The 20814-nt window shown below is 32.6% G+C and carries 21 protein-coding genes and 1 tRNA gene; 6 read left to right on the top strand and 16 right to left on the bottom strand.

All coding sequences use genetic code 11. The features are described from left to right. Nucleotides 1–108 precede the first annotated feature (108 nt). From AC6CHK_RS04260 to AC6CHK_RS04215, 10 genes are all read right to left on the bottom strand, one after another. The gene (locus AC6CHK_RS04260; RefSeq protein ID WP_498093854.1) at nucleotides 109–2397 is read right to left on the bottom strand and encodes an NADP-dependent malic enzyme; all 2289 of its coding nucleotides are present in this window, start codon (nucleotides 2395–2397) and stop codon (nucleotides 109–111) included. 12 nt (nucleotides 2398–2409) lie between these two features. Then, nucleotides 2410–3261 carry an ATPase gene (locus tag AC6CHK_RS04255; protein ID WP_498093852.1) on the bottom strand — a complete coding sequence of 284 codons (852 nt, stop codon included), beginning with the start codon at nucleotides 3259–3261 and terminating at the stop codon, nucleotides 2410–2412. Between the two features lie 412 nt (nucleotides 3262–3673). Further along, the gene (locus tag AC6CHK_RS04250) at nucleotides 3674–4396 is read right to left on the bottom strand and encodes a hypothetical protein (protein ID WP_498093850.1); all 723 of its coding nucleotides are present in this window, start codon (nucleotides 4394–4396) and stop codon (nucleotides 3674–3676) included. A gap of 168 nt (nucleotides 4397–4564) precedes the next feature. Beyond that, nucleotides 4565–5278, bottom strand: coding sequence for a hypothetical protein (locus AC6CHK_RS04245; RefSeq protein ID WP_498093849.1), 714 nt, complete (start codon nucleotides 5276–5278; stop codon nucleotides 4565–4567). After that, nucleotides 5278–5838, bottom strand: a complete 561-nt coding sequence (locus tag AC6CHK_RS04240) for a hypothetical protein (protein ID WP_498093847.1) — start codon at nucleotides 5836–5838, stop codon at nucleotides 5278–5280. The genes AC6CHK_RS04245 and AC6CHK_RS04240 overlap by 1 nt, the downstream gene beginning before the upstream one ends. Further along, complete coding sequence (locus AC6CHK_RS04235; protein WP_498093845.1) at nucleotides 5792–6526, bottom strand: imm11 family protein; 735 nt, start codon at nucleotides 6524–6526, stop codon at nucleotides 5792–5794. The genes AC6CHK_RS04240 and AC6CHK_RS04235 overlap by 47 nt, the downstream gene beginning before the upstream one ends. Nucleotides 6527–6528: 2 nt before the next feature. Then, nucleotides 6529–6843 (bottom strand): hypothetical protein, encoded by a 315-nt coding sequence (locus tag AC6CHK_RS04230; RefSeq protein ID WP_498093843.1) that lies wholly within the window; start codon nucleotides 6841–6843, stop codon nucleotides 6529–6531. Between the two features lie 15 nt (nucleotides 6844–6858). Then, nucleotides 6859–7290, bottom strand: coding sequence for a hypothetical protein (locus tag AC6CHK_RS04225; protein ID WP_498093841.1), 432 nt, complete (start codon nucleotides 7288–7290; stop codon nucleotides 6859–6861). Then, nucleotides 7278–8636, bottom strand: a complete 1359-nt coding sequence (locus tag AC6CHK_RS04220) for a hypothetical protein (RefSeq protein WP_498093839.1) — start codon at nucleotides 8634–8636, stop codon at nucleotides 7278–7280. Before AC6CHK_RS04220 ends, AC6CHK_RS04225 begins: the two co-directional genes overlap by 13 nt. Further along, nucleotides 8596–8892: a hypothetical protein gene (locus AC6CHK_RS04215; protein WP_498093837.1), complete on the bottom strand. Its 297-nt coding sequence runs from the start codon at nucleotides 8890–8892 to the stop codon at nucleotides 8596–8598. Before AC6CHK_RS04215 ends, AC6CHK_RS04220 begins: the two co-directional genes overlap by 41 nt. A 104-nt stretch (nucleotides 8893–8996) precedes the next feature. Here AC6CHK_RS04215 and AC6CHK_RS04210 point away from each other — a divergent pair, with 104 nt between their 5' ends. Further along, nucleotides 8997–9365: a helix-turn-helix domain-containing protein gene (locus tag AC6CHK_RS04210; RefSeq protein WP_498093835.1), complete on the top strand. Its 369-nt coding sequence runs from the start codon at nucleotides 8997–8999 to the stop codon at nucleotides 9363–9365. Nucleotides 9366–9444: 79 nt separating this feature from the next. Here the strand turns inward: AC6CHK_RS04210 and AC6CHK_RS04205 are convergent, their stop codons facing one another. Next, nucleotides 9445–9708 carry a hypothetical protein gene (locus AC6CHK_RS04205; RefSeq protein ID WP_498093833.1) on the bottom strand — a complete coding sequence of 88 codons (264 nt, stop codon included), beginning with the start codon at nucleotides 9706–9708 and terminating at the stop codon, nucleotides 9445–9447. 226 nt (nucleotides 9709–9934) lie between these two features. On the opposite strand from AC6CHK_RS04205, the gene AC6CHK_RS04200 reads away from it, so the two are divergent. From AC6CHK_RS04200 to AC6CHK_RS04180, 5 genes are all read left to right on the top strand, one after another. Next, nucleotides 9935–10393 carry a GtrA family protein gene (locus AC6CHK_RS04200; protein WP_498093831.1) on the top strand — a complete coding sequence of 153 codons (459 nt, stop codon included), beginning with the start codon at nucleotides 9935–9937 and terminating at the stop codon, nucleotides 10391–10393. Between the two features lie 3 nt (nucleotides 10394–10396). Continuing rightward, the gene (locus AC6CHK_RS04195) at nucleotides 10397–11122 is read left to right on the top strand and encodes a lysophospholipid acyltransferase family protein (protein ID WP_498093829.1); all 726 of its coding nucleotides are present in this window, start codon (nucleotides 10397–10399) and stop codon (nucleotides 11120–11122) included. Nucleotides 11123–11168: 46 nt separating this feature from the next. After that, nucleotides 11169–12938 carry an MFS transporter gene (locus AC6CHK_RS04190; protein WP_498093827.1) on the top strand — a complete coding sequence of 590 codons (1770 nt, stop codon included), beginning with the start codon at nucleotides 11169–11171 and terminating at the stop codon, nucleotides 12936–12938. Continuing rightward, complete coding sequence (locus AC6CHK_RS04185) at nucleotides 12925–13989, top strand: DUF3810 domain-containing protein (protein WP_498093825.1); 1065 nt, start codon at nucleotides 12925–12927, stop codon at nucleotides 13987–13989. Before AC6CHK_RS04190 ends, AC6CHK_RS04185 begins: the two co-directional genes overlap by 14 nt. Nucleotides 13990–14780: 791 nt before the next feature. Continuing rightward, the gene (locus tag AC6CHK_RS04180) at nucleotides 14781–15527 is read left to right on the top strand and encodes a CPBP family intramembrane glutamic endopeptidase (protein WP_498093823.1); all 747 of its coding nucleotides are present in this window, start codon (nucleotides 14781–14783) and stop codon (nucleotides 15525–15527) included. Between the two features lie 346 nt (nucleotides 15528–15873). Here the strand turns inward: AC6CHK_RS04180 and AC6CHK_RS04175 are convergent. From AC6CHK_RS04175 to clpX, 5 genes are all read right to left on the bottom strand, one after another. Further along, a tRNA-Met gene (locus tag AC6CHK_RS04175) sits at nucleotides 15874–15947 on the bottom strand. A 44-nt stretch (nucleotides 15948–15991) separates the two neighbouring features. Continuing rightward, on the bottom strand, nucleotides 15992–17275 hold the full coding sequence (locus AC6CHK_RS04170; RefSeq protein WP_498093821.1) for a TlpA family protein disulfide reductase: 1284 nt from the start codon (nucleotides 17273–17275) through the stop codon (nucleotides 15992–15994). Nucleotides 17276–17336: 61 nt separating this feature from the next. Then, entirely contained in the window at nucleotides 17337–17552 is a 216-nt protein-coding gene (locus AC6CHK_RS04165) for a signal peptidase (protein WP_498093819.1), read from the bottom strand. Nucleotides 17553–17559: 7 nt separating this feature from the next. After that, nucleotides 17560–19548: a T9SS type A sorting domain-containing protein gene (locus AC6CHK_RS04160; RefSeq protein WP_498093818.1), complete on the bottom strand. Its 1989-nt coding sequence runs from the start codon at nucleotides 19546–19548 to the stop codon at nucleotides 17560–17562. 75 nt (nucleotides 19549–19623) lie between these two features. After that, nucleotides 19624–20808 carry an ATP-dependent Clp protease ATP-binding subunit ClpX gene (clpX, locus tag AC6CHK_RS04155; protein WP_498093817.1) on the bottom strand — a complete coding sequence of 395 codons (1185 nt, stop codon included), beginning with the start codon at nucleotides 20806–20808 and terminating at the stop codon, nucleotides 19624–19626. Nucleotides 20809–20814: the final 6 nt, after the last annotated feature.

Below are 20814 nucleotides of genomic sequence, written 5' to 3'. Positions count from 1 at the left end.
AAGATTGATATTTAACTTATTTTGCCATTCCGAATTCAATGATATAGCCTAAAAACAAAAAACTCCAAAAAAGATTTGGAGTTTAATATATTGATATAAATAATGAATTTATTTTTTGATTTCTCTTCTCTGCGCGTCCAAAACGGCAACTGTTGCCAAATTGACAATTTCATCAACGCTTGAGCGCATCTGTAAAACGTGTACAGGCTGTTTCAGTCCCATCAAAATAGGTCCGATCACCTGCGCAACTTTCATTCCTCTGATGATTTTGTAAGATAAATTGGCACTTTCTAAGTTAGGGAATATAAATGTGTTGGCCGGTGTTTCTCCTAATTTTGAAAAAGGATAATCCGATAAATGATCTGCATTCATTGCAAAATCCGGCTGAATTTCTCCATCAACAATCATTTTTGGATATTTCTCATGCAGGATTTTTACTGCTTTGGCCACTTTTTTTGAAGTATCTGATATTGCTGCGAAGTTTTCGTATCCGAGCATTGCAATTCTTGGTTCGATAGCAAATGATTTTACAGTAAGTTCCGCCATTTTAGCAATATTTACCAAATCTTCTGCTGCCGGATTTTTGCTGATGGAAGTATCGGCAAAGAAAATAGGTTTCTTTTCGGACAAGATCATCATCATTGCAGCTATTTTATCAACTCCTTTATCTTTTTCTATAACTTCTAAAACAGGGCGCAATACCGAAGTATAATTTTTTGAAAAACCAATAATAAGAGCGTCAGTATCGCCATGTTTCAGCATCAATGGCCCAAAATAATCTCTTTGGCGAACATATCTTTTGGCTTTATATTCGTTCATTCCTTTTCTCTGACGAAGTTTCCAAAGCGTTTCCCTGTATTTTTTTCTGTTGGCTTTCTGATCGTCATCATTAGGATCTATAATCGGAACATCAAGAGTGATTCCGAAGCGTTCCATCTGTTCTTTGATGTACTTTTTATCTCCCAAAAGAATAGGATTTGCTATACCTTCTTCATAAAGTATTTGCGCCGCTTTCAAAACATTATATTCTTCTGCATTTCCTAAAGTCACTCTTTTCGGATTAGACTTTGCACGGCTTTGCATCATTCTTACCAGCTTTTCGTCTCTTCCCATTCTGTCGAGAAGCTGATTTTCGTATTCGTCAAAATCTGCGATTGTTTTTCTTGCGATTCCGCTTTCAATGGCTGCTTTTGCTACTGCGCTGGAAACTTTTGTGATCAATCTGTTGTCGAATGGTTTTGGAATAAAATATTCTCTTCCAAACTGTAAATTCTGAACATTGTATGCTAAAATAACGGCTTCAGGAACAGGTTCTTTTGCTAAATCTGCAATTGCATGAACTGCGGCCAGCTTCATTTCTTCATTAATACCTTTTGCCTGAACATCTAATGCGCCACGGAAAATATACGGAAAGCCAAGAACATTGTTTACCTGATTAGGATAATCACTTCTTCCGGTTGCCATAATCACGTCTTTTCTGGTAGCAATTGCCAAATCATAAGCGATTTCAGGATCCGGATTAGCCAATGCAAAAACGATTGGGTTCTCTGCCATGCTGCTCAGCATTTCAGAAGTCATCACATTTCCTTTAGACAATCCGATAAAAACATCCGAACCTTTCACGGCGTCTTCTAAAGTGTCAATATCTGTATGAACAACGAAATCAAGCTTTTCTGCAGTAAGGTTTTCTCTTTTATGATTGATAACGCCTTTGCTGTCGCACATTAATATATTTTCCTTTTTAAGGCCCAGCGACATATACAAATTGGTACATGCAACGGCAGCAGCTCCCGCTCCGTTGACTACCATTTTTACTTCATCAATGTTTTTATTGGCAATCTGCAAAGAATTGATAAGAGCCGCCGCAGAAATAATTGCTGTTCCGTGCTGGTCGTCGTGCATCAAAGGAATATCCAGTTCTTCTTTCAGCTTTTGCTCAATATAAAAGGCTTCAGGAGCTTTGATATCTTCAAGGTTGATTCCGCCAAAAGTTGGTGCAATACCTTTTACAATCTGTATAAATTTATCAGGATCTTTTTCATCAATCTCAATATCAAAAACATTGATATCTGCAAAAATTTTAAACAAAAGACCTTTTCCTTCCATTACCGGTTTTGAAGCTTCGGCTCCGATATCACCTAAACCGAGAACTGCCGTTCCATTGGAAATCACAGCAACCAGATTTCCTTTTCCTGTATAATCATAAACTGTTTCAGGATTGTGGTGGATTTCCATACAAGGAACCGCAACTCCGGGAGAATATGCCAATGACAAATCTCTCTGTGATGAGTGGGGTTTTGAAGGAATGACTTCAATTTTTCCTTTGGGTTCAGCTTTATGATAATCTAACGCGGCCTGATTAAAGTTCTTTTCGTCGCGGTGAGTTTTACTTGACATAAAATTTTATTTTTAAAGTATATATTTAATGTGGTAATTGACTAAACTTTCGATAGGTTTTTGTACAACATGTCCCACATTTAAATTGAATTCTGAAGCTACAGAATGTAAAATATTTTCATAATAATAAGCAATAGATCCGATAAAATTAATTTCGGATTCTTTCGATTCTTCATAAGGAAGAACCTGGTATTCGAAGAAGCTTTTCATCTCTTCAAAAACCATTTCTTTGAAATAAGGATGTTCTTTTCTTTCTACAACAAATTTATTAAAATCTGCTAAAAAAGCATTGGGCCTTGTCGTATGATACATATTTTTCAATACTTCGTCAATCGTCAGATTATACGTTTCCTGAAACTCAAGATGAAGATCCTGAGGAAGCTTCTGCATAAAATATCTTCTCACCAACTGTTTTCCGATAGCACTTCCGCTTCCTTCATCGCCCATAAGAAAGCCTAAAGAAGGAAGTTTTATTTTTAAATTTTCACCATCAAAAAAACATGAATTGGAACCCGTGCCGAGAATACAGACAATGGCAGGCTTGCCGCGATATGCAGCGTATGCAGCCGCCAAAAGATCTTCTCTTACAATGATCGAAGCGTTGAAAAATACTTTACCAACTTCTTCTTTTATAGTATCGCAGTTTTTTTTCACGCCACATCCGGAACCGTAAAAAAAGATTTTTGTAATAGAATTTTTAAGAGAAGTTAAACTGTTGTTTTTTTCTATTTCCGGAACAATAAGCTCTTTGCTGATAAAATTTGGGTTGAAACCAATGGTTTCTGTTTTTAGAAAAACATTTTTAAATTCATCCAATATTACCCAATCTGATTTTGTAGAACCACTATCAACAATAGCAACCATATTTCATATTTTAAGAGTGCTAAATTATGAATTTATCTTTTAAATAAGAGATTATTGACATGAGATATATGTCATTCTGATCCAGCGGATGGTTTATTTATTTTGGATAACATGAGAAATGGTTTAGGGAACGGTTATTCTATTTTGGCGGAAGCTATATTTCATTTTGCAAAAGGCTTATCGATTCCGGAGGATGCTTTATATACTTTGGAGGATGCTTTATCTATTTTAAAAGATTCCTTATCTATTTTGAAGGATGTCTTATGTATTTTAATTCGCTGTTGAGATCCTTTCAGGATGACAAACTGAAAAAAATAGGTTTTGTGAATAAAACCTTATAGGTTTTTGGAAACCTATAAGGTTGAATGCATGATTTTTTTGAACATTCAGATTTTTTTAACCTTTAGTCCGGTTATGCTTTTTTAAATTTGATTTTAGAGATTGTTTTGTATTGTACCGAGTTTCCGTCGAGAATTGTAAACATATAATCTTTGGCTTTGTTGAAGGTATCTACTAAATTGTCTTCTGAAAGGTAAAGCGTATGATTCCTTTGTGTACGAGCCGTATTTAAAGGGACAAAAGAATCTGCAACCGCCTGAGTGACCTGCAGCATCTGTACTTTTTCCTGTTGAAGGGTAGCCACCTGATACTCCGTTTCGTTGGGTGAATAGCCGGGTGTGTTCTGTAATAACGACACCAAAAGATCGTAATTGTTTGTACGCAGATCGTAGCTCATCTGTGAGGCTGAAATCTGCTTATTTTTTTGTTCCGGATCAATAGCATCATCAAGGTTTACTTTTCTGATGCCCTTCAGCTTTCTGGCAATAGTCATAAAATCTTCTAACTGAAGCGATGTAACCCCTTCTGTAGCTTTATACATTTTCCGAAGCTTTGTTATTTTTTTGCTTACCGGTGCAAAAAGCTTTTCGCGATGATCTACCGCCAGAGAATACGGTGCCAAGGAATTGTTTACAGCTTCCTGATCTGAAAAGGCAGCATTGTACATGCTTTGAAGATTTGCAAGAAGTAATTTTGAATTGCCGGGATTGTATTTTGCTCCCAATGCGTCGATGTGGGTACATAATAAGTTGGCATTTGCAATGGTTTTTGCATGCCCTGTTTCATTTTTTGACATAATTGTATTTTTTTTAATTAAAGTAAATTTAGAGAAAAAAATTGATGAAAAATTATTTATAAGTGAAAAAAATTATTGTTTATGAAATATTTTATTTATTTATTTGAATTATTGTCAACTGTGGTTTGGTTTTGATATAAAAAAACCGCAGAAAAAATCTGCGGTTATTTATTTAAGGCTAATGTTTTGTAATACAAATTTTCTTTCAAAACCTTTGATATCACTTTGAGTTTCCAGAATATCAATAGGGTAATATTTTTCTAAAATTTGTTTTTCATAGATCACAGGATGATATAAAGATTTTATCTTATCCGTAGCCCACATTTCACGTTTATGAATAGTATTTTTTACATATTCGAGGTAATCTTCGTCTCCTTCTTTATCATTTTCCTTATATTCATAAGTCACTTTATAGCAATCGTAGCCGTTGATTGTTTTCTTACTTTGCTTGTCTGTGACAATTTTCAGGATTACGTTTGAAGAGTAAGGATAAGTGTTTTCTACAAATACATTATCTGTGAAAACTTCTTCACCTTCCAAAATTAAGCTACCGATCTCTAAGCCATTAAATCGCAGATGGTAAGTACGGGAAGAGTCTTGAGAAAAATGTAAGGTTTCAAGCATTTCGGATGCCAAAGCGACATTTTGATCTATTTCATGTTCCTTTCCTGCACTTCCTTCTTCTTTTAGGAATGTTTTTTTGAGAGATTCCATAAACTTTTCTTTCGAACGCTCCAAAGCTTCATCAAAAGATTTTCTGTCTGTAATTTTTGATATTTCCCTGAAAACAATTTCACCTTTTGTTGGTATAAAAGATTTATAGGATTGAGCATTCATGCTCAATCCTATAAATAATAGTAATGTTGTTACGCTATATTTCATCAGAGTTTGTTCATTATAAATGGAAGACCAATATTGGGTTCTACAATTTTTATGAAAAAATCACACCCTAAATCTGACCAACTTTCAGTATTTCTTACAAAGACTATTTTCACATCGTAATTGCTTCCTAAATATCCTATACCTGTAATATTATTTTTATCAATACCTTCATCTTCTGCTTTAGCAAAAACCAAATCATAATCTACTTCTAAGTTTTTCTTTGCAAAAAATATTGCTGAAAGTACAAGACCTCTAGGGTCTTCGTTTGGCTTTAAATATCTCATCAACCCTAGATGCTGATAAACTGATGTAGGCTCAATCTCCTCTTCATCATATTCTTTATTCTCATAATTTATATCTTGAGGTGTTTTAGGTATATTATACGCTTCCGATATTCTGTGAAAAGCCAATTCTGCCTGCTCTTCTACAGAAATTGGCATCCCCTGTATTTCTAAGAGAATTGAGGATAACTTTTCATCCGTATTTATCCATTCCTGAAGTGGGTCAATTTCTTTATGATTTTCCATATACTTTTTCTCTTTCGTTATGAAGCCATTCATTTAAAGATAAATAACTTGGTTGAAATTCTACTCCTGTGCAACCTGCTTCTTCTATTTCTTTTTTTAAATTCTCTGAAATAAGGTGCATTCCACTAAATACATAACGTAACATAAAGAAATCTTTATTAATTATGTTTTCTTTTAAGATTAATTTCTCTATTGTTATTAATTCAGCTTTTTGCTGAGCAACTTTTATACATTTTTCAAATTCTTCTAAAGTCATAATACTCAAAAAAATCATTGTAGTATTATAAGTAGTTTCGTAATCATCAGCTTGTTTTTCATATTTTATAAGAGAATTTTGAAAATCTATATATTCTTGATCAAAGCTGTATCCATTAAAAATCCAATAATCAGAATATTCTATATCATTTTTTAGAATCGGACAGTTAATAAACTCTCCTCTACTTTTATCAAGATTTTTTTCTAAGATTTTTTTTAATCTACCTGACATTAATAAACTTAAATTAAATCCTACATCCCAAATTTCAATCAAGTCAGTTAAATTAGCTCTTTTATCTAAAATTGGTGTTGCGAGAATAACATCACTTGGAAACTTTTTGAAATGAATGTTACCCATAAAATTTGGTGTATCCCAAATATTACAATAATACTTTACATTATTCACTTGTGGATAAAAGCCTTTTATTTTTACATTTAATGTTTTCTTTAAAAAATAATATTTCATAATTAAAAATTCAAATCATTAATTTTAATGTTCGGATTGTTTTGAATTGCTATTTTAGCTTTTTGGATTACAGTCATTACAAAATTATATGCTTGATCAGGAGTTGCATTGGGGTTTGCATTATTCCAATTATTTAAATATGTTTTTATGATATTATCATAATTAGAATGACTTCCTGTATGAACAGCACTACCTAAATGAATACCAGTTCCCACATCTTTATCATTAATTACTCCTTGATTTCCACCACCGTTTGTCCCTTTTATAAACCTCGTACCTGAGTCCCAACCTAATTTATGATATGGTGAATTGTACAACTGCACTATTATTAACTATTCTATTGGTATTCCCAAATTCTTATAATAAACTCCATTTATTAAAAAGTATGAATATCCGCCAAATGAAAATTTATTTATGTTTTTAAATAAATAATTAACTGGATAAAATTTATAACTTTTTGATGGAATGCCTTTAATTTTTTTTATAACAAAACGATAACTTTCCTTTCTGCATTTGTCACAATATCTAGCTCCACCGGCAAACTCTTTATACTTATATCCATTTTTTTTATTAAAATTGATATTGTCTTTATTATAGATGGTGAAAATGTATTCATCTTTATAAAAAGTAAGACCATCCTCTTTGAGTTCATCTATTTTAATAGATTTAGTTGAGTCGCATTTTTCAACTTTAATAATTTGAGAATTGACAAACACCAAATGTAATAAAGCAATTATTAATAATATTTTTTCTATAGCTCCCATAACCAATAATTTGTATTCCATGTATCTAAATATAAAGTTTTTTCTGATTGTGGTAAAAGATTCCAAGCAATAGTGTTTTTAAGTCCCATCCATACAACAGTTTTATATTCTGTATTTGTATATTGAGCACCATAAACTTGTTTCAAAAAATTTACCATTATATTCACATAATGAGCTGCCATAGCTTCATGCTGCCAGTTTTCGTCTCCTACAGTTCTTTTAATATAGTAATCAAAAAGACCAGGATAATTATGCGTGTTTAGATATTGAGTAATTAAAGCTGTATCAATATTTCCATTTGAAGAAGCTAAAGATAACAACTTTCTAAAAATTTCCGCATGTATCATTTCATGCATAAAAGTATCAGCAATAATTATTTTTGGAGTGTTTGTCCAATCTACATTCTTATTAAAAACTATTTTAATCCAATAATTTTCAGGCGGTGTAGTATGAGCATAGGCTGTAGTTGATGTAGTCCCAATATCGAACATTAAATGCGCTACCGAAAAGTTAGGTTCAAAGTTTTGTAAGTATTGTTTAAAATTTGCTGCTGTCTTAACTTGATTATAAATACCATTAAGTTTTGTATGGTTTTTAAACCTACTTGTTGGTTTTACTCGGTTTGGATCAGCCCAATCTTCAAACAATTCATTTTGTGAAGCATTATTTAATACAAGTTCGTCTAAAAACCAATCCTGAAATTCATTTTCTGAGGTATTAGGGTTTTCGACAAAAAATTTTGCTGCAAACTTTGCAAATTCTACACTTTCAGTGAGATAATATGTACTTTTAATATATTCTTTCACTTCTAAAGAAAGATTTGCATATCCCGGGAGATTTCTCAAAGCATTAAACAACTCAGGTGACGGAATATCTCCCGGGCTTCCGCCTCCTCCGTAGCCTCCGTCATTACAGATAGTATCTTGAGTACCATCATTAAAGCACTTAAGAATTGTAGTAGTTGTGTAATAAGGCATATCATCTCCTGTTGCTTTACAACCAGCTTCTCCCGGAAGATGATGCTGATCTAACTTACATCTAACAGCACCAACTAAAGTTTCATAAACACATGTTGTTTTCGCAGATCCATTATTACTTGCAACAGATTGTTTGGGTATTCCTTCTTCAAAAACCACGCTCCCTAAATCTAAGCCATCAAAAGATTTGTAATATACAACACCAGTAAAATCAGCCATTGAATAGTTTTTGAATTGGGATGCAGAAATATATTCTGCTTTCATTGCTACTGTATTGTTATCTTTTACAGTATAAATAAGGACAGTAAAGTTTTTGTTATCGGTATTTTCAAAATATAGTACTGTAAGAAACGGTTGCTTTATCATCATTAGCAAGCACAAAAACTGTTTTTTCTTCTGAAATTGTCACTGCCTGTTTACTTGACAAATTAGTTTTTAGAAAATTATTCTTAATAAAGTTACCAAAATCAGGCACGTCTTTTAAGTTATATCTGCCTGTAGTGATTTTGGATGTAGTAAGAGATGTATTTGAGCTTTCATCATTTACCAAAATATCTTCCGATCTACAGTTCAACAATAAAAATACCAATGCTAAAAGCATTAAACAGTTAATTTTTTTCATCATTTGATTTTTTTTATAATATTTCATGCAAGAATAGAATTTTCACTCGAACACCAACGCACTTTCACGGAAAATTCATTACTTTTACGAAAAAGATTATTACTATTATGGAAAAGATCATCAAAAAGATAGCGGAGATCCGCAGTAAAAAAGGTTTCTCTTATGAGAATATGGCTCAGGATCTGGATCTGAGCACTTCAGCCTACCGAAAAATAGAAACCGGAGAAACAAAACTTACCGTAGAAAGACTGGTTGATATTTCTAAGATCTTAGAAACACCATTAGATGAATTTTTAGAAATAAATTCACAAAAAAATTTTAATCAGGAAATAAAAGAACAATCAACCGGATATCAGGGAGTAGACAATAGGGTTTATCATGAAAACTCTGAATTATCACAAAAGCTCATAGCAATCTACGAGCAACAAATCAAAGAATTAAAAGAAGAGGTAGAATATCTGAAGTCTAAAGCATAACGAACTGCTTGAAAATTGGAAATATAAAAAAGAGAACTAAATAATTTAGCTCTCTTTTTACTTCTTTCAAATGATCATACTAATTTTTTAGATCCTTATTCTTTTGGTTAAACTGCATCAGCCAGTCTTCGATCTCTTCTTCAAGATAAGAGGCCTGTACAATCATGGCATTGATGAAGTCATCGGGAAGAGGATCACCTTTTGAGCTTTCAAGGTTCCAAAGTTCATCAGACATGTTTTCGTATTCCGAATAGACTCTTTTGAAACGTGAATTTTCTTTTTCCAACGCTTCAATATTTTTCTGCTGAAGCTGGAATTTCCTGTATTTGTTTTGAGAATTCATACAAATAATTTGATTATGTGGTTATAGAATTTGAGCTTATATGTCTCAATCACGCATTACAAGATAGAAAAACCCCCAACGCAAAAAGTTGAAAATGAATTTATTATCAGGTATATCTCTTTCGTTCTGAAAATTAAATTTAGAAATAAATTTCAATCAAAAAAAAAAATTAACATCTTTTTTCACTGTTTAACATATAGTTATAAATTTGCATATTGCTAAATAAATGAAAGAATTATTACTCCGTCACAAACAAATCTTGTTTTTTATCGTTGCCGGCGGGCTCAGCGCCATTGTAGAGATTGGAAGTTTTAAGATTTTCAGCACATTTCTTCCCCAGATTTTTTTTCAGGAGCAGAATTTCCACGGTATACATTATCCTTTAAGTAATATTTTCTCAACCAGCTGCGGAATATTATCAAACTATTTTCTGAGTATCTGGTTTGTTTTTGAAAGAGGAAAACATTCTAAAAAAAGGGAATTTGTTTATTTTATGGCTGTTTCTTTTGTTTCAACATTATTCAGTCTCGGGTTTTTCCAGATATTTTACAGTTTTATATTTAAAGATAATATTGATTTAATTTTTTATACCTTGAGCCCGGAAATGCTAAGTAAAATTTCTGCAATTTTGTTGGTTTCCATCCTTAATTATTCTGTAAAGAAGAAAGTAATTTTTAATGGTTGATCTGTGGTAAAAGTTTTAAATTATCTCTGGAGATTTTGGCTGATTATTTTGGCATTTGTTCTTACAATCGTATTGGGTTTACCTGTTTACATTTTATCTTTTAGAAAAAAAACCTACAAATACGCTTACAAATTTATCCGAATCTGGTGCTACGGAATGTTTTACGGAATGGGCATGAGATACGAGCTCATCAATCTTACCGATAAAAAAATTGATAAGAATATACAATATGTTGTGATTTCCAACCATACTTCGATTATGGATATTATGCTTCCATGTATTTTGTTTCCCAATCATCCGCTTTGTTATGTTGGTAAAAAAGAATTGGTAAAAATTCCTATTTTCGGAACTATATATAAAAGAATCTGCGTGATGGTCGACAGAAGCAGCGCCAGAAGCCGTGCAGATGTCTACCGCAGATGTGCAGAAAAAATGGAAGAAGGCAACAGCATTGTGATTTTCCCTGAAGGCGGCGTTGCAGACGATACATCGATTATTCTTGACGATTTTAAGGACGGCGCATTTACGTTATCTTCAAAACATCATTCTCCGATTGCGGTCTTCACTTTTATAGGCCTGAAAGAAATGTTTCCGTTTGATAATTCCAAAGGCTATCCCGGTAAAGTAAAGGTTTATTTTAACGATATAATGGAGCCGCAACAATCACCAAAAGGCCTGAAAGAAGCGGCTTTCCGAGAAATAAAAAAAACACTGACAGAACACGCTTAATCAAAGAAAAAATATATATTTGTTATTAAGAAATTTTTTAACAAATATGTCTAATACAAATCAACCAACTAATTATCCGGCGCTTTATACGCTCATATTAGTATTCTTTTTCTGGGGTTTTATTGCAGCAGGGAACAGTATCTTTATTCCGTTCTGTAAAAATTACTTTTCTCTCGACCAGTTTCAATCTCAGCTGATCGATTTTGCTTTTTATACAGCCTATTTTCTGGGTGCATTGTTCCTTTTTATTTTCAGTACAATAAAAGGCATCGACGTTATAGGAAAATGGGGCTATAAAAAAAGTATAGTCTACGGCCTTCTTCTCTCCGCAGTCGGGGCGGCTATTATGATCATCGCCGTTAAAAGTAATGTATATTACGGAATGCTCATTGGTTTATTTGTTGTGGCTCTTGGTTTTTCGATACAGCAGACGGCCGCCAATCCTTTTGCAGTTTTATTGGGAGATCCTAAAACCGGAACCAGCCGACAAAATCTTGCGGGCGGTATCAACTCTTTTGGTACATCCATCGGACCGATTATCGTAGGACTGGCTCTTTTCGGAACAACTGCAACCGTTGATGACGATCAGATAAAACATTTGGCACTTGATAAAGTAATTTTGCTTTACACGGCTGTTGGCGCTTTATTTCTTATCGCTGCCGCAATTTTTTATTTTTCTAAAAGGCTTCCTGCCGGGGTTTCTACGGAACCAATGGAAAAAGCGGGTAAAGCAAGAAAGAATTTGATTGCAATGACTGTTTTGGTTATTTTATGTTTCATTCCTGTTTTTGGAAGCTATAATTCTGATGCTGCCAAAAAAATTGAAGTTTTAAATAATGAAATAACAACTTTAGATAGTCAGATAAAAAGCGAAGTCGATCTTATCAAAATAGAATCCTATCAAAAAGATATAGAAGTTAAAAAAACTGAATTAGCAACAGTAAAACATCCTTTAGAAAGAACAAGAATGATCTATCTTGGCGGTGCTTTGCTGGCTGTAGTCGTTTGTCTTCTTTTCGCAAATATCAGCTCACAAAGAAAACCTGAAGGTTGGGGCGCCATGAAATATCCACAATTGGTTTTGGGAATGCTCGCAATCCTTGCTTATGTTGGGGTGGAAGTTGCCATCGGAAGTAATTTGGGAGAATTATTGAGCTTACCGGAATTCGGAGGACATCAATCTTCTGATCTGGCTCCGTATATTTCAATGTATTGGGGAAGTTTGATGATCGGAAGATGGACGGGAGCGATCAGCGTTTTCAACTTAACCAAGCAACAGCAGATGATTGCAACGATTGTGGTTCCTTTCATTGCATTTTTAGTAATTATTGGTATTAATGTAATTGCTCAAAAAGATATGTCGCATTTATATTATTATGCTATTTGTATCGTAATACAGGTTATACTTTTCTTAATCAGCAAAAACAAGCCTGCAATCACACTGATTATTTTCGGATTATTTGGCGTGATCGCAATGATTGTTGGTTTGATGACAACAGGAAACATTGCTATCTATGCGTTCCTTTCAGGAGGTTTGGCATGTAGTATTATGTGGCCTTCTATTTTTACGTTGTCAATCACCGGATTAGGAAAATATACTGCTCAGGGTTCTGCGTTTTTGGTAATGATGATTTTAGGAGGTGGAATTATCCCGCCTTTGCAGGGTAAACTTTCGGATATTATCGGAATTCACAGCTCTTATATTATTCCTGTATTATGTTTTGCTTACATTACTGTTTTTGCTTATATGGCTAAAAAAGCATTGAGCAATCAGGGAATTAATGTTGATGTTTTAGAATCAGATGGCGCACATTAATAATTCAATAAAAAAATATCATAAAAAAAGATTTTGGGCAGCTATTTTAGTTGTCCAAATTGTTTTGTTCTTTATATTTTCTAAACTGAAAATAACGGTTTCTTTCTTTGAAAGCTTTTTTGAGGCACAAAAAGAATTTCATCAACTTTTATTCTCTTGGGTTCCCTTTTCGGTTGGTGATGTTTTTTATATTATTTTAGGAGCCTTCCTTTTGTATTTTATTATTAAATGTTTTGCAAAAAAAAGTAGAAGCCGGTCTCTTTTAAAAATTTTAATCATTCTTAATATTTTCTACTTTATTTATCAAATCTTTTGGGGAATGCTTTATTTTCAGACTCCGATTATTGCCAAACTTCCGAAAACTGAAATCACTTTAGAAAAAAGAAAAGCGCTGGCTATAAAATATCTTGAAAAATGCAGGGAAACAAGAAAGCTTGTAAAAGAAGATGAAAAAGGTGTTTTCAAAGTTTCAGATTTAAAAAGTATTCAAAAGGAAATTTTGGAGCGACAAAACAAACTTCCAGATTTTATTTCAAATAAAAAAAATGACGGAATTAATTCTTTTAAGCCGAGTTTATTTAAAAGCATCATGAGTTTCACCGGCATATTGGGATATTACAATCCTTTTACTGCAGAAGCTCAATATAACACCGAGCTGCCTTCTTCTTATCTGCCGTTTACGCTGGCTCATGAAAGTTCGCATCAATTGGGTTTTGCGCGTGAACAGGAAGCTAATTTTATCGGCTATTTAATTGGAATAGATTCCCAAAATGTCGAGCTTAAGTACAGCACAGAATATTTTACATTAAAAAGCCTTCTAAATTCTATCTTTCAGGAAGATCCTGAATTCACCAGTAATATTCTTGAAAATTATTCTCCAGCCATGAAAAAAGACAGAGCCAATGAAAAACGATTTGTTTTTGAACATCAGAGTTGGCTTACTGATTTTTTTGGATTTACAAACAATCTTTTTCTAAAAACCAATCAGCAGGAAGGATCGGTTACTTACTCTTATTTTGTCAATCTTTTAGTTTGCTACGAACAGCAATAAGTATAAAAACAAAAGAATCGTATCAGGCGATACGATTCTAAAAACACAAATGATGAAAAAAAATTTATTACCTTGACTTGTTCCCTCATTCAAGGCTCTGTAAAAGTACGACAATATTTTTAATTTCAAAATACATTTCAATCATTTGAACTGATTTTAAGAAAATTTTATGACTTTTTAAGTTTTTTAGGGATTTTAATCCCATTTATTTGATTTACAGTTTTATACCGATAAACGATTAAATAAAAATATTTACTTTTTAATACAATTTTAAGCTATATAATTTGTAAAATAATAAGGTTATAAATCAATAATATTAATTAAGATGCTCCAAAATATGTTTGCTTGATTTTTTCTTAGAATTGATTGTTTTTTTAATTCAAAAAACAAGATTGTTTTGGTAAATAATTTTAGAATACAAATTGTAACAAAAATCTCATTGCTATTTCTTTGCTCATATTGCATTTCTTTTTAATACAACAAAAAAATAATGTTGAAATTACAGATTCACACAACTATGAATTAAAAAAAATAGTATACTTGCAGCAAATTAAAATTATACAACTTTTAAAACTATAAATGCTAAAAGATCAATTAAACTTGGATGTAATGTCAGAAATACTAAATGTCCACAAACTTCACGGTACAATACATGTATATGGTTCATGTACCTGCGTTGATTTCTATGATTGTGAATTATCTGTAGAAATTGAATTTTAAAGTTCAATATGAATTTTAAATTCACAAGACTAATAATAATATTTGTGGTAATAATTGTCACAAATATTTTATTGAAGGAAATTAATAAAGAATTTTTTCAGGATAATTTGCTGATAAAAATAACTTCAAAGTTTTTATTAGTAATAATTACTGTTATCACATCATTAAAACACTCACTATTAATAAAATTTAAATATAGCAAAAGATCTATCTTTTTTGCAATTGTCTCTTGTGTAATAACATTACTAGCCTTTTTATATCTTGAAGATAAAATAAAGATCAATAGATTGACTATTGATACCTATGAGCACTTTTTATTTTTACTATCTTGTTTTGCTGTAGCTTTATTTGAAGAACTATTTTTTAGAATATTTATGTTCTTATTTATGTTAAAAATTTTCGAGAAAGATAGTAGAAGGTTATTAAAATCAATTACTATAACTTCTATATTTTTTGGAACTGCACATTATTCCAATTTTTTAAATCCTGATTATTATCCGCTTTCAGTTATCAATCAATCACTATTTGCAATTGCTATCGGCATTTTGCTACAGAGCCTATATATCAGAACTAATAGCTTAACTTTTATCGTAACAATACATGCATTAATAAATTATTTTGGAAGTTATAAATCAAAGCTTTTCGAAACTAATAATGATTACAATGCTGATTACGAGATTGGTGATTTTTTCTCCACATTACTGATGATTTTTATATTTTTAGTAATTGTTATTATTGCTAGTTATTTTTTAGTCGGTACCAGCAACATCTATACTGATTCTGAACAATCAATTGAGGATAAGAAAAAAATATATTAAAAGATGCTACTCTAGAAACCCGATCGTCATTCGCAAGTTCTGCATAAATATCTCTAAGATAAGCTTTTAAAGCTGAAACCTTTTTTCAACAAATCAGGTAAGTATTTTGAATGATTTAAAGCCTCACAAGATTCATGCACACAGGAAGCTGCCTTTTTATTTCTGCCGTTATTGAATTCCGGTATGAATAGAAAGCTCAAAATCCTTTCCACCGTGATATATTTTTAGTAAATGCACTGTCTTTCAATCATTTATCACCGTATGCAAAATCGTTCAGTCTTTAAAATTTGTGTTAATGATAACAAAAAATCGATGTATCTAATAGATACACCGACATTTATTTTTGTAGCGAAGACGGGAATTGAACCCGTGACCTCAGGGTTATGAATCCTGCGCTCTAACCAACTGAGCTACCTCGCCTTTTTGGTGGTGCAAATATATAAAATATTTACAAATCTCCAAAACTATTTTATGCTTAAATATTGCAAAACATCGCCTACATGCTCTGGTTTGCTGAGAATCTTATTGTTAGCATCCAAAACAAAATAGCTAGGAGTAGCATGTATATTGTAGGTTTCAGAATAGGTGCTGTTCCAACCTCTTAATTCCGAATCATTGATCCAAGGGAAAGCTTTGATTTTATTATTATATGACTCTTTATCTGTGTCTAGAGAAAGACCTATAATTTCAATATTTTTAGATTTTAGTTCATTATATTTCTCTAAAAGCTTCGGAAGTTCATTTTCGCAATGAGAGCATGTAGAAGACCAGAAAATAATCACTTTCTTGTCTGCTTTTACATCTGCAATAGATTTAGCAGTTGTATTTATTGCCGACTGAAATTTATAATTTGGAAAAGTTGCCCCAACTTCAACATTTGCATTAGCTTTTAAAGTAGAAGCCAATCTGTCGGTAATGGTGCATTTAAGATTTTTTGCAAAATTTAAATATTTATTTTTAAGTTCTGTCATTTCGTAAACATCAAAAATATCAATCAGCTCTGATAAAACGGTTTGTCCTCTCGGACTTTCAACCTTCAATCTGTCCAATAGTTTATCAACAGAAGCCGGCACATTGGTATTTCCACCATTATTGAGGTAGGCAACCAACAGAGGTCTTACCAGAGACGAAGCTTCCAGCATATCATTTGATTTGTCGAAAAAATTGATGATATCATCCTGAGTAACTTTTTTAGAGTTTTCATTTGATAAAAACTTATTATAATTGGTGTTATAATAATACACAAAAGGATGCTTTGCCTGGTCTATTGCAGAAGACCCGGAGAGTCTCCCAATTTCGGTAATTAAAGCTTTTCCAAAGTCTGTATTATCTTTATAATATTCTTTTATCTGGGTAAGCGCAGGAAGGATCAGCTCTTTTTTCTGAGATGATTCTTGGATGTTGTTCATAAGCTGATTGGCTTCATCCTGATAGATTACATTTTTAATTTTATTATTCTGTGTTTCAAGCGTAATGTCTACATTTTTATTTTCTGAAATAAAACTAAAACTGTTATTTGTATTCGGAAGATAGATTTTCATCATTCCGGAATAGCTTTTAGGATATTTGAAAGTCCATGAATTATTTTTATTCTGTTCTTTGGTAACGACAATGTCTTTAGATCCGTTGAGCGTGTATAAAATAGCTTCTTGCTCTTTAAAATCAGCCGGCGCCTTAATATTTACTGAAAACTGTGCCTGCAAATGAAATGTCAATAACACCCCCGATAATACAATAATTTTTTTCATGATGTAAAAATAAAAAAACTCTCTGATTAATCAGAGAGTTTCAAATATTTTAATATAATTTTTATATTTTTTGAGATTTATATTTTCTTGTGAAAAATGTAATCATCAATATTCCTATTACAGCTAAAACATATACATACATATCTATCGGAGAAGCGGGTGCACACTCTGGATCGTCAGGGAAGCATGGTGCTCCGGGAGTATTTTGAGCGTTTACAAAACTGATAGAAATTAGGGAAAGTATTAGAAGTATTTTTTTATTAAAAAATCTCATCATTCTTCTTTTATTTGATTAATATTTTGGAGTTTACAATGGTTCCGTCATTCCCAACAACTTTTACAACATACAATGCCTTCATTGAAGAATCTAGCTTAATCACATAATCAGAGTCTGTATTTACAGATTTTTCTGAAATTACAAGTTTTCCGCTTGCATCAAATACTTCGATTGAAGCAGATTTCAAAGCAGGGTCAAAACGAACGATATAATTATCGATTGCTGGATTGAATGTAATTAAAGTTCTGGATTTAGTTTTGATATCATCAGTATCCAATGTAGAATTTGGCTCACCGTAATAAAGACCATAACTAGCATTTGTTACAGGAATTACATCTCCCTGTTTAACTTGTACTGCCTGTCCATTTGCTGCCTGATAGTAGAATCCTTTTCCACCTGAAAGCAAATGAGTGTTATTAGGAACTAAATTAGCATCATCTCTGATCTCAAATTTCAAAGAACTTACGTTTTGTCCAAAAATACCTAAATCAATTCTTTTTCCAAGATAATTTGATTCATTGGCCTCGTTAATATATAATCTATATGTAGAAGAATAATTTTGATCAATTCCTCCATTAGGAGTTTCTTCATACGTCTGAATAATTGCAGAAGTATTTGTCATAGCCTGTACAGAACTATTACTTGCATTAGGAATATTACCAGTAGTAAACTGTGGAGCCACAACATAATATGTTTCACCAATCTGGTTTCCGTTTGCGTCTAAAGCTAAAACTCCCAATTGCTTGATTGTACCGCTAGTTGTATTTTTAGCAGCGGTAACATTATAAGAAGTTCCTTCAGCTCTTGGAACATTGCTAAATCTTCTCAGATTATCAAAATCCATCTGTTGAGGAGTAGAATTTCTTAGTTTAATTTTAAATGTCCCTAAAGGTTTTATTATTAAAGCGTTAAAGTTACCTGTTGGTTTATGTGAACTAGGATCGAAAGTTACAAGTTGTGAACTTGGATAAGTAGCTGAACCCCCTGTTGTAGGATTATACGTAACATTTTGCGGATCAACAACAATACCCCAAATATTATCAATTGAATTGTTGTCAGTAACTGTTCCCGGTTCTGTAAAACCAATCATAGATAAATCAATATTGGTTAAATAAGGATTAGAAAACTGATGAAAATACTGTCCAAAAGTTGTTCCTGCAACATTCCAAGGGCTTGCATTATCAAAAGCATCATAATAATAAGTATTATACCTTTCCTGATAAACATTTTTGTTGTTACCTCCTGCTCCAAATGTAGCCGGAACAGTAGAAGGAGTTAAACTTATGCTGTTCGCACCACTTATACCGTCCTCAAAAGGAGTCCCTTTAATCGTGTGAGCAATAGTAGGATTCAAATCGGCAGAGCCTAACGTATAATACGCAGTTCTGTCTGCCGCAGTTGTAGCTGAAGCTACATCAATTGTAATACCCGGCGTAGAAGCACTTGTGATAGGGCTAGTTGGAATAATTGAACCATCAAATCTTATGTTCGCATTACTCCATTTAAGAATTTCTCTTACCTGCCATCTCTGGTTATTAAAATTACCTCCTAATTCAGCACTTAAACTAGAAAAAGTTTTACCTATAAAAGGTATCCCCATTTGCTGATATGTACCGTGTTCTGTTGCAGCATACTCTTTGTCTACAACTCCGGTGATATTTGCCTGACTTATACCTGTTATGTACAACTGGCCGTAAGGGGAAGTGACCGGATTAGCAGGATCTGTTAATTTCATAACAATATTTCCACCATCCAGTTTATCATTACCAGCAATATCAATGGTTTGAAAAACATCATTTACAGTTGATCCTACAACCATGATGTTTCCTCTGTTTTCAATCTTACCAGTAGTTCTGGTTTGGAGTCCGCCACCATTATACAACAGCGTTCCATTGCTTACATACATATTAGCACCAGTATCTACGTGTAGAAGTATCTGCGCCTGAACAGAATAACTGAGTGCTAAAAGCCCTAAAGCTAATAAATTTTTTTTCATTTGAATATTAATATTTTAGTGTTAATACAATCTTCCCTGCAAAGATAGTATTTTTTAATTAAAAAAGCTAGTGCTTCAATTAAACATAATATTATTTTCTGTTAATATTATTTCATCATCTTCACCAATAGAAAACATATAATCTTCCAAAACTTTTTCTGTTGTTCCTCTCAAGCCTCTTGCTCCTAAACCTTTTTCCATCGTCTCATCAACAATTTTCTCGATTGCACTTTCTGTGAAAACAAGCTTCGTACCGTCCATTTTGAAAAGTTCTACAAATTGATTTGTAATAGAATTTTTTGGTTCAGTCATAATCCTTATCATTGTTTCTTTAGTCAATTTTTCCAAATAAGTAATGATTGGAAACCTTCCTAAAAGCTCAGGAATCAATCCGAATGAACGAAGATCGATTGCATTAAGATTTTTTAATACATATTCATCTTCGCCTTCTTTATTGATCTTTTCTGAACTAAAACCGATCGCCTGCTTATTCATTCTTCTTTCGATGATTTCTTTGATTCCGTCAAAAGCTCCACCGGCGATAAACAAAATATTTTGGGTATTTACCTGTATATATTTCTGATCGGGATGTTTTCTTCCACCTTGAGGCGGAACATTTACGATGCTTCCTTCCAAAAGCTTTAGCAAGCCTTGCTGCACACCTTCACCGGAAACATCTCTTGTGATGCTCGGATTATCAGATTTTCGTGCTATTTTATCAATTTCGTCTATAAATACAATTCCTTTTTCGGCTTTTTCTACATCATAATCTGCAACCATCAAAAGTCTTGACAAGATACTTTCAACATCTTCACCCACATATCCAGCTTCGGTAAGAATCGTGGCATCAACAATACAAAAAGGAACATTTAATTCTTTGGCAATGGTTTTAGCCAGTAATGTTTTTCCCGTTCCTGTCTCACCAATCATGATGATGTTTGATTTTTCAAGCTCAACTTCTCGGTTTTCTTCTTTTGCGTGAAGCAATCTTTTATAATGATTATAAACCGCAATTGAAAGCTGTTTTTTTGCCTGATCCTGTCCGATTACATATTGATCAAGAAATACTTTAATTTCTTTCGGTTTTTTCAATTCTTCTATAGTTTCTGCGGGTGAATAGCCTTCCGGAGAAGCGCCGTCTTTAACGATGGAATGCGCCTGCTCGATACAGTTTTCGCAAATAAAACCATTTTGTCCCGAGATCAGCATTTGTACTTCATTTCTTTTCTTACCACAGAAAGAACATTGATTTGGATTCATTTTTAT

This window comes from Chryseobacterium sp. GQ58, from assembly GCF_059758895.1.
This window is presented reverse-complemented; position numbering and strand designations above follow the sequence as displayed.

Coding starts and splice junctions, on each gene's coding strand:
- AC6CHK_RS04235 (WP_498093845.1), bottom strand. CDS start 6,526: ATGAAATATTATTTTTTAAAGAAAACATTAAATGTAAAAATAAAAGGC.
- AC6CHK_RS04250 (WP_498093850.1), bottom strand. CDS start 4,396: ATGTCAAAAAATGAAACAGGGCATGCAAAAACCATTGCAAATGCCAAC.
- clpX (WP_498093817.1), bottom strand. CDS start 20,808: ATGAATCCAAATCAATGTTCTTTCTGTGGTAAGAAAAGAAATGAAGTA.
- AC6CHK_RS04205 (WP_498093833.1), bottom strand. CDS start 9,708: ATGAATTCTCAAAACAAATACAGGAAATTCCAGCTTCAGCAGAAAAAT.
- AC6CHK_RS04210 (WP_498093835.1), top strand. CDS start 8,997: ATGGAAAAGATCATCAAAAAGATAGCGGAGATCCGCAGTAAAAAAGGT.
- AC6CHK_RS04160 (WP_498093818.1), bottom strand. CDS start 19,548: ATGAAAAAAAATTTATTAGCTTTAGGGCTTTTAGCACTCAGTTATTCT.
- AC6CHK_RS04225 (WP_498093841.1), bottom strand. CDS start 7,290: ATGGGAGCTATAGAAAAAATATTATTAATAATTGCTTTATTACATTTG.
- AC6CHK_RS04190 (WP_498093827.1), top strand. CDS start 11,169: ATGTCTAATACAAATCAACCAACTAATTATCCGGCGCTTTATACGCTC.
- AC6CHK_RS04245 (WP_498093849.1), bottom strand. CDS start 5,278: ATGAAATATAGCGTAACAACATTACTATTATTTATAGGATTGAGCATG.
- AC6CHK_RS04215 (WP_498093837.1), bottom strand. CDS start 8,892: ATGATGAAAAAAATTAACTGTTTAATGCTTTTAGCATTGGTATTTTTA.
- AC6CHK_RS04200 (WP_498093831.1), top strand. CDS start 9,935: ATGAAAGAATTATTACTCCGTCACAAACAAATCTTGTTTTTTATCGTT.
- AC6CHK_RS04240 (WP_498093847.1), bottom strand. CDS start 5,838: ATGAATGGCTTCATAACGAAAGAGAAAAAGTATATGGAAAATCATAAA.
- AC6CHK_RS04220 (WP_498093839.1), bottom strand. CDS start 8,636: ATGATGATAAAGCAACCGTTTCTTACAGTACTATATTTTGAAAATACC.
- AC6CHK_RS04260 (WP_498093854.1), bottom strand. CDS start 2,397: ATGTCAAGTAAAACTCACCGCGACGAAAAGAACTTTAATCAGGCCGCG.
- AC6CHK_RS04165 (WP_498093819.1), bottom strand. CDS start 17,552: ATGATGAGATTTTTTAATAAAAAAATACTTCTAATACTTTCCCTAATT.
- AC6CHK_RS04255 (WP_498093852.1), bottom strand. CDS start 3,261: ATGGTTGCTATTGTTGATAGTGGTTCTACAAAATCAGATTGGGTAATA.
- AC6CHK_RS04185 (WP_498093825.1), top strand. CDS start 12,925: ATGGCGCACATTAATAATTCAATAAAAAAATATCATAAAAAAAGATTT.
- AC6CHK_RS04170 (WP_498093821.1), bottom strand. CDS start 17,275: ATGAAAAAAATTATTGTATTATCGGGGGTGTTATTGACATTTCATTTG.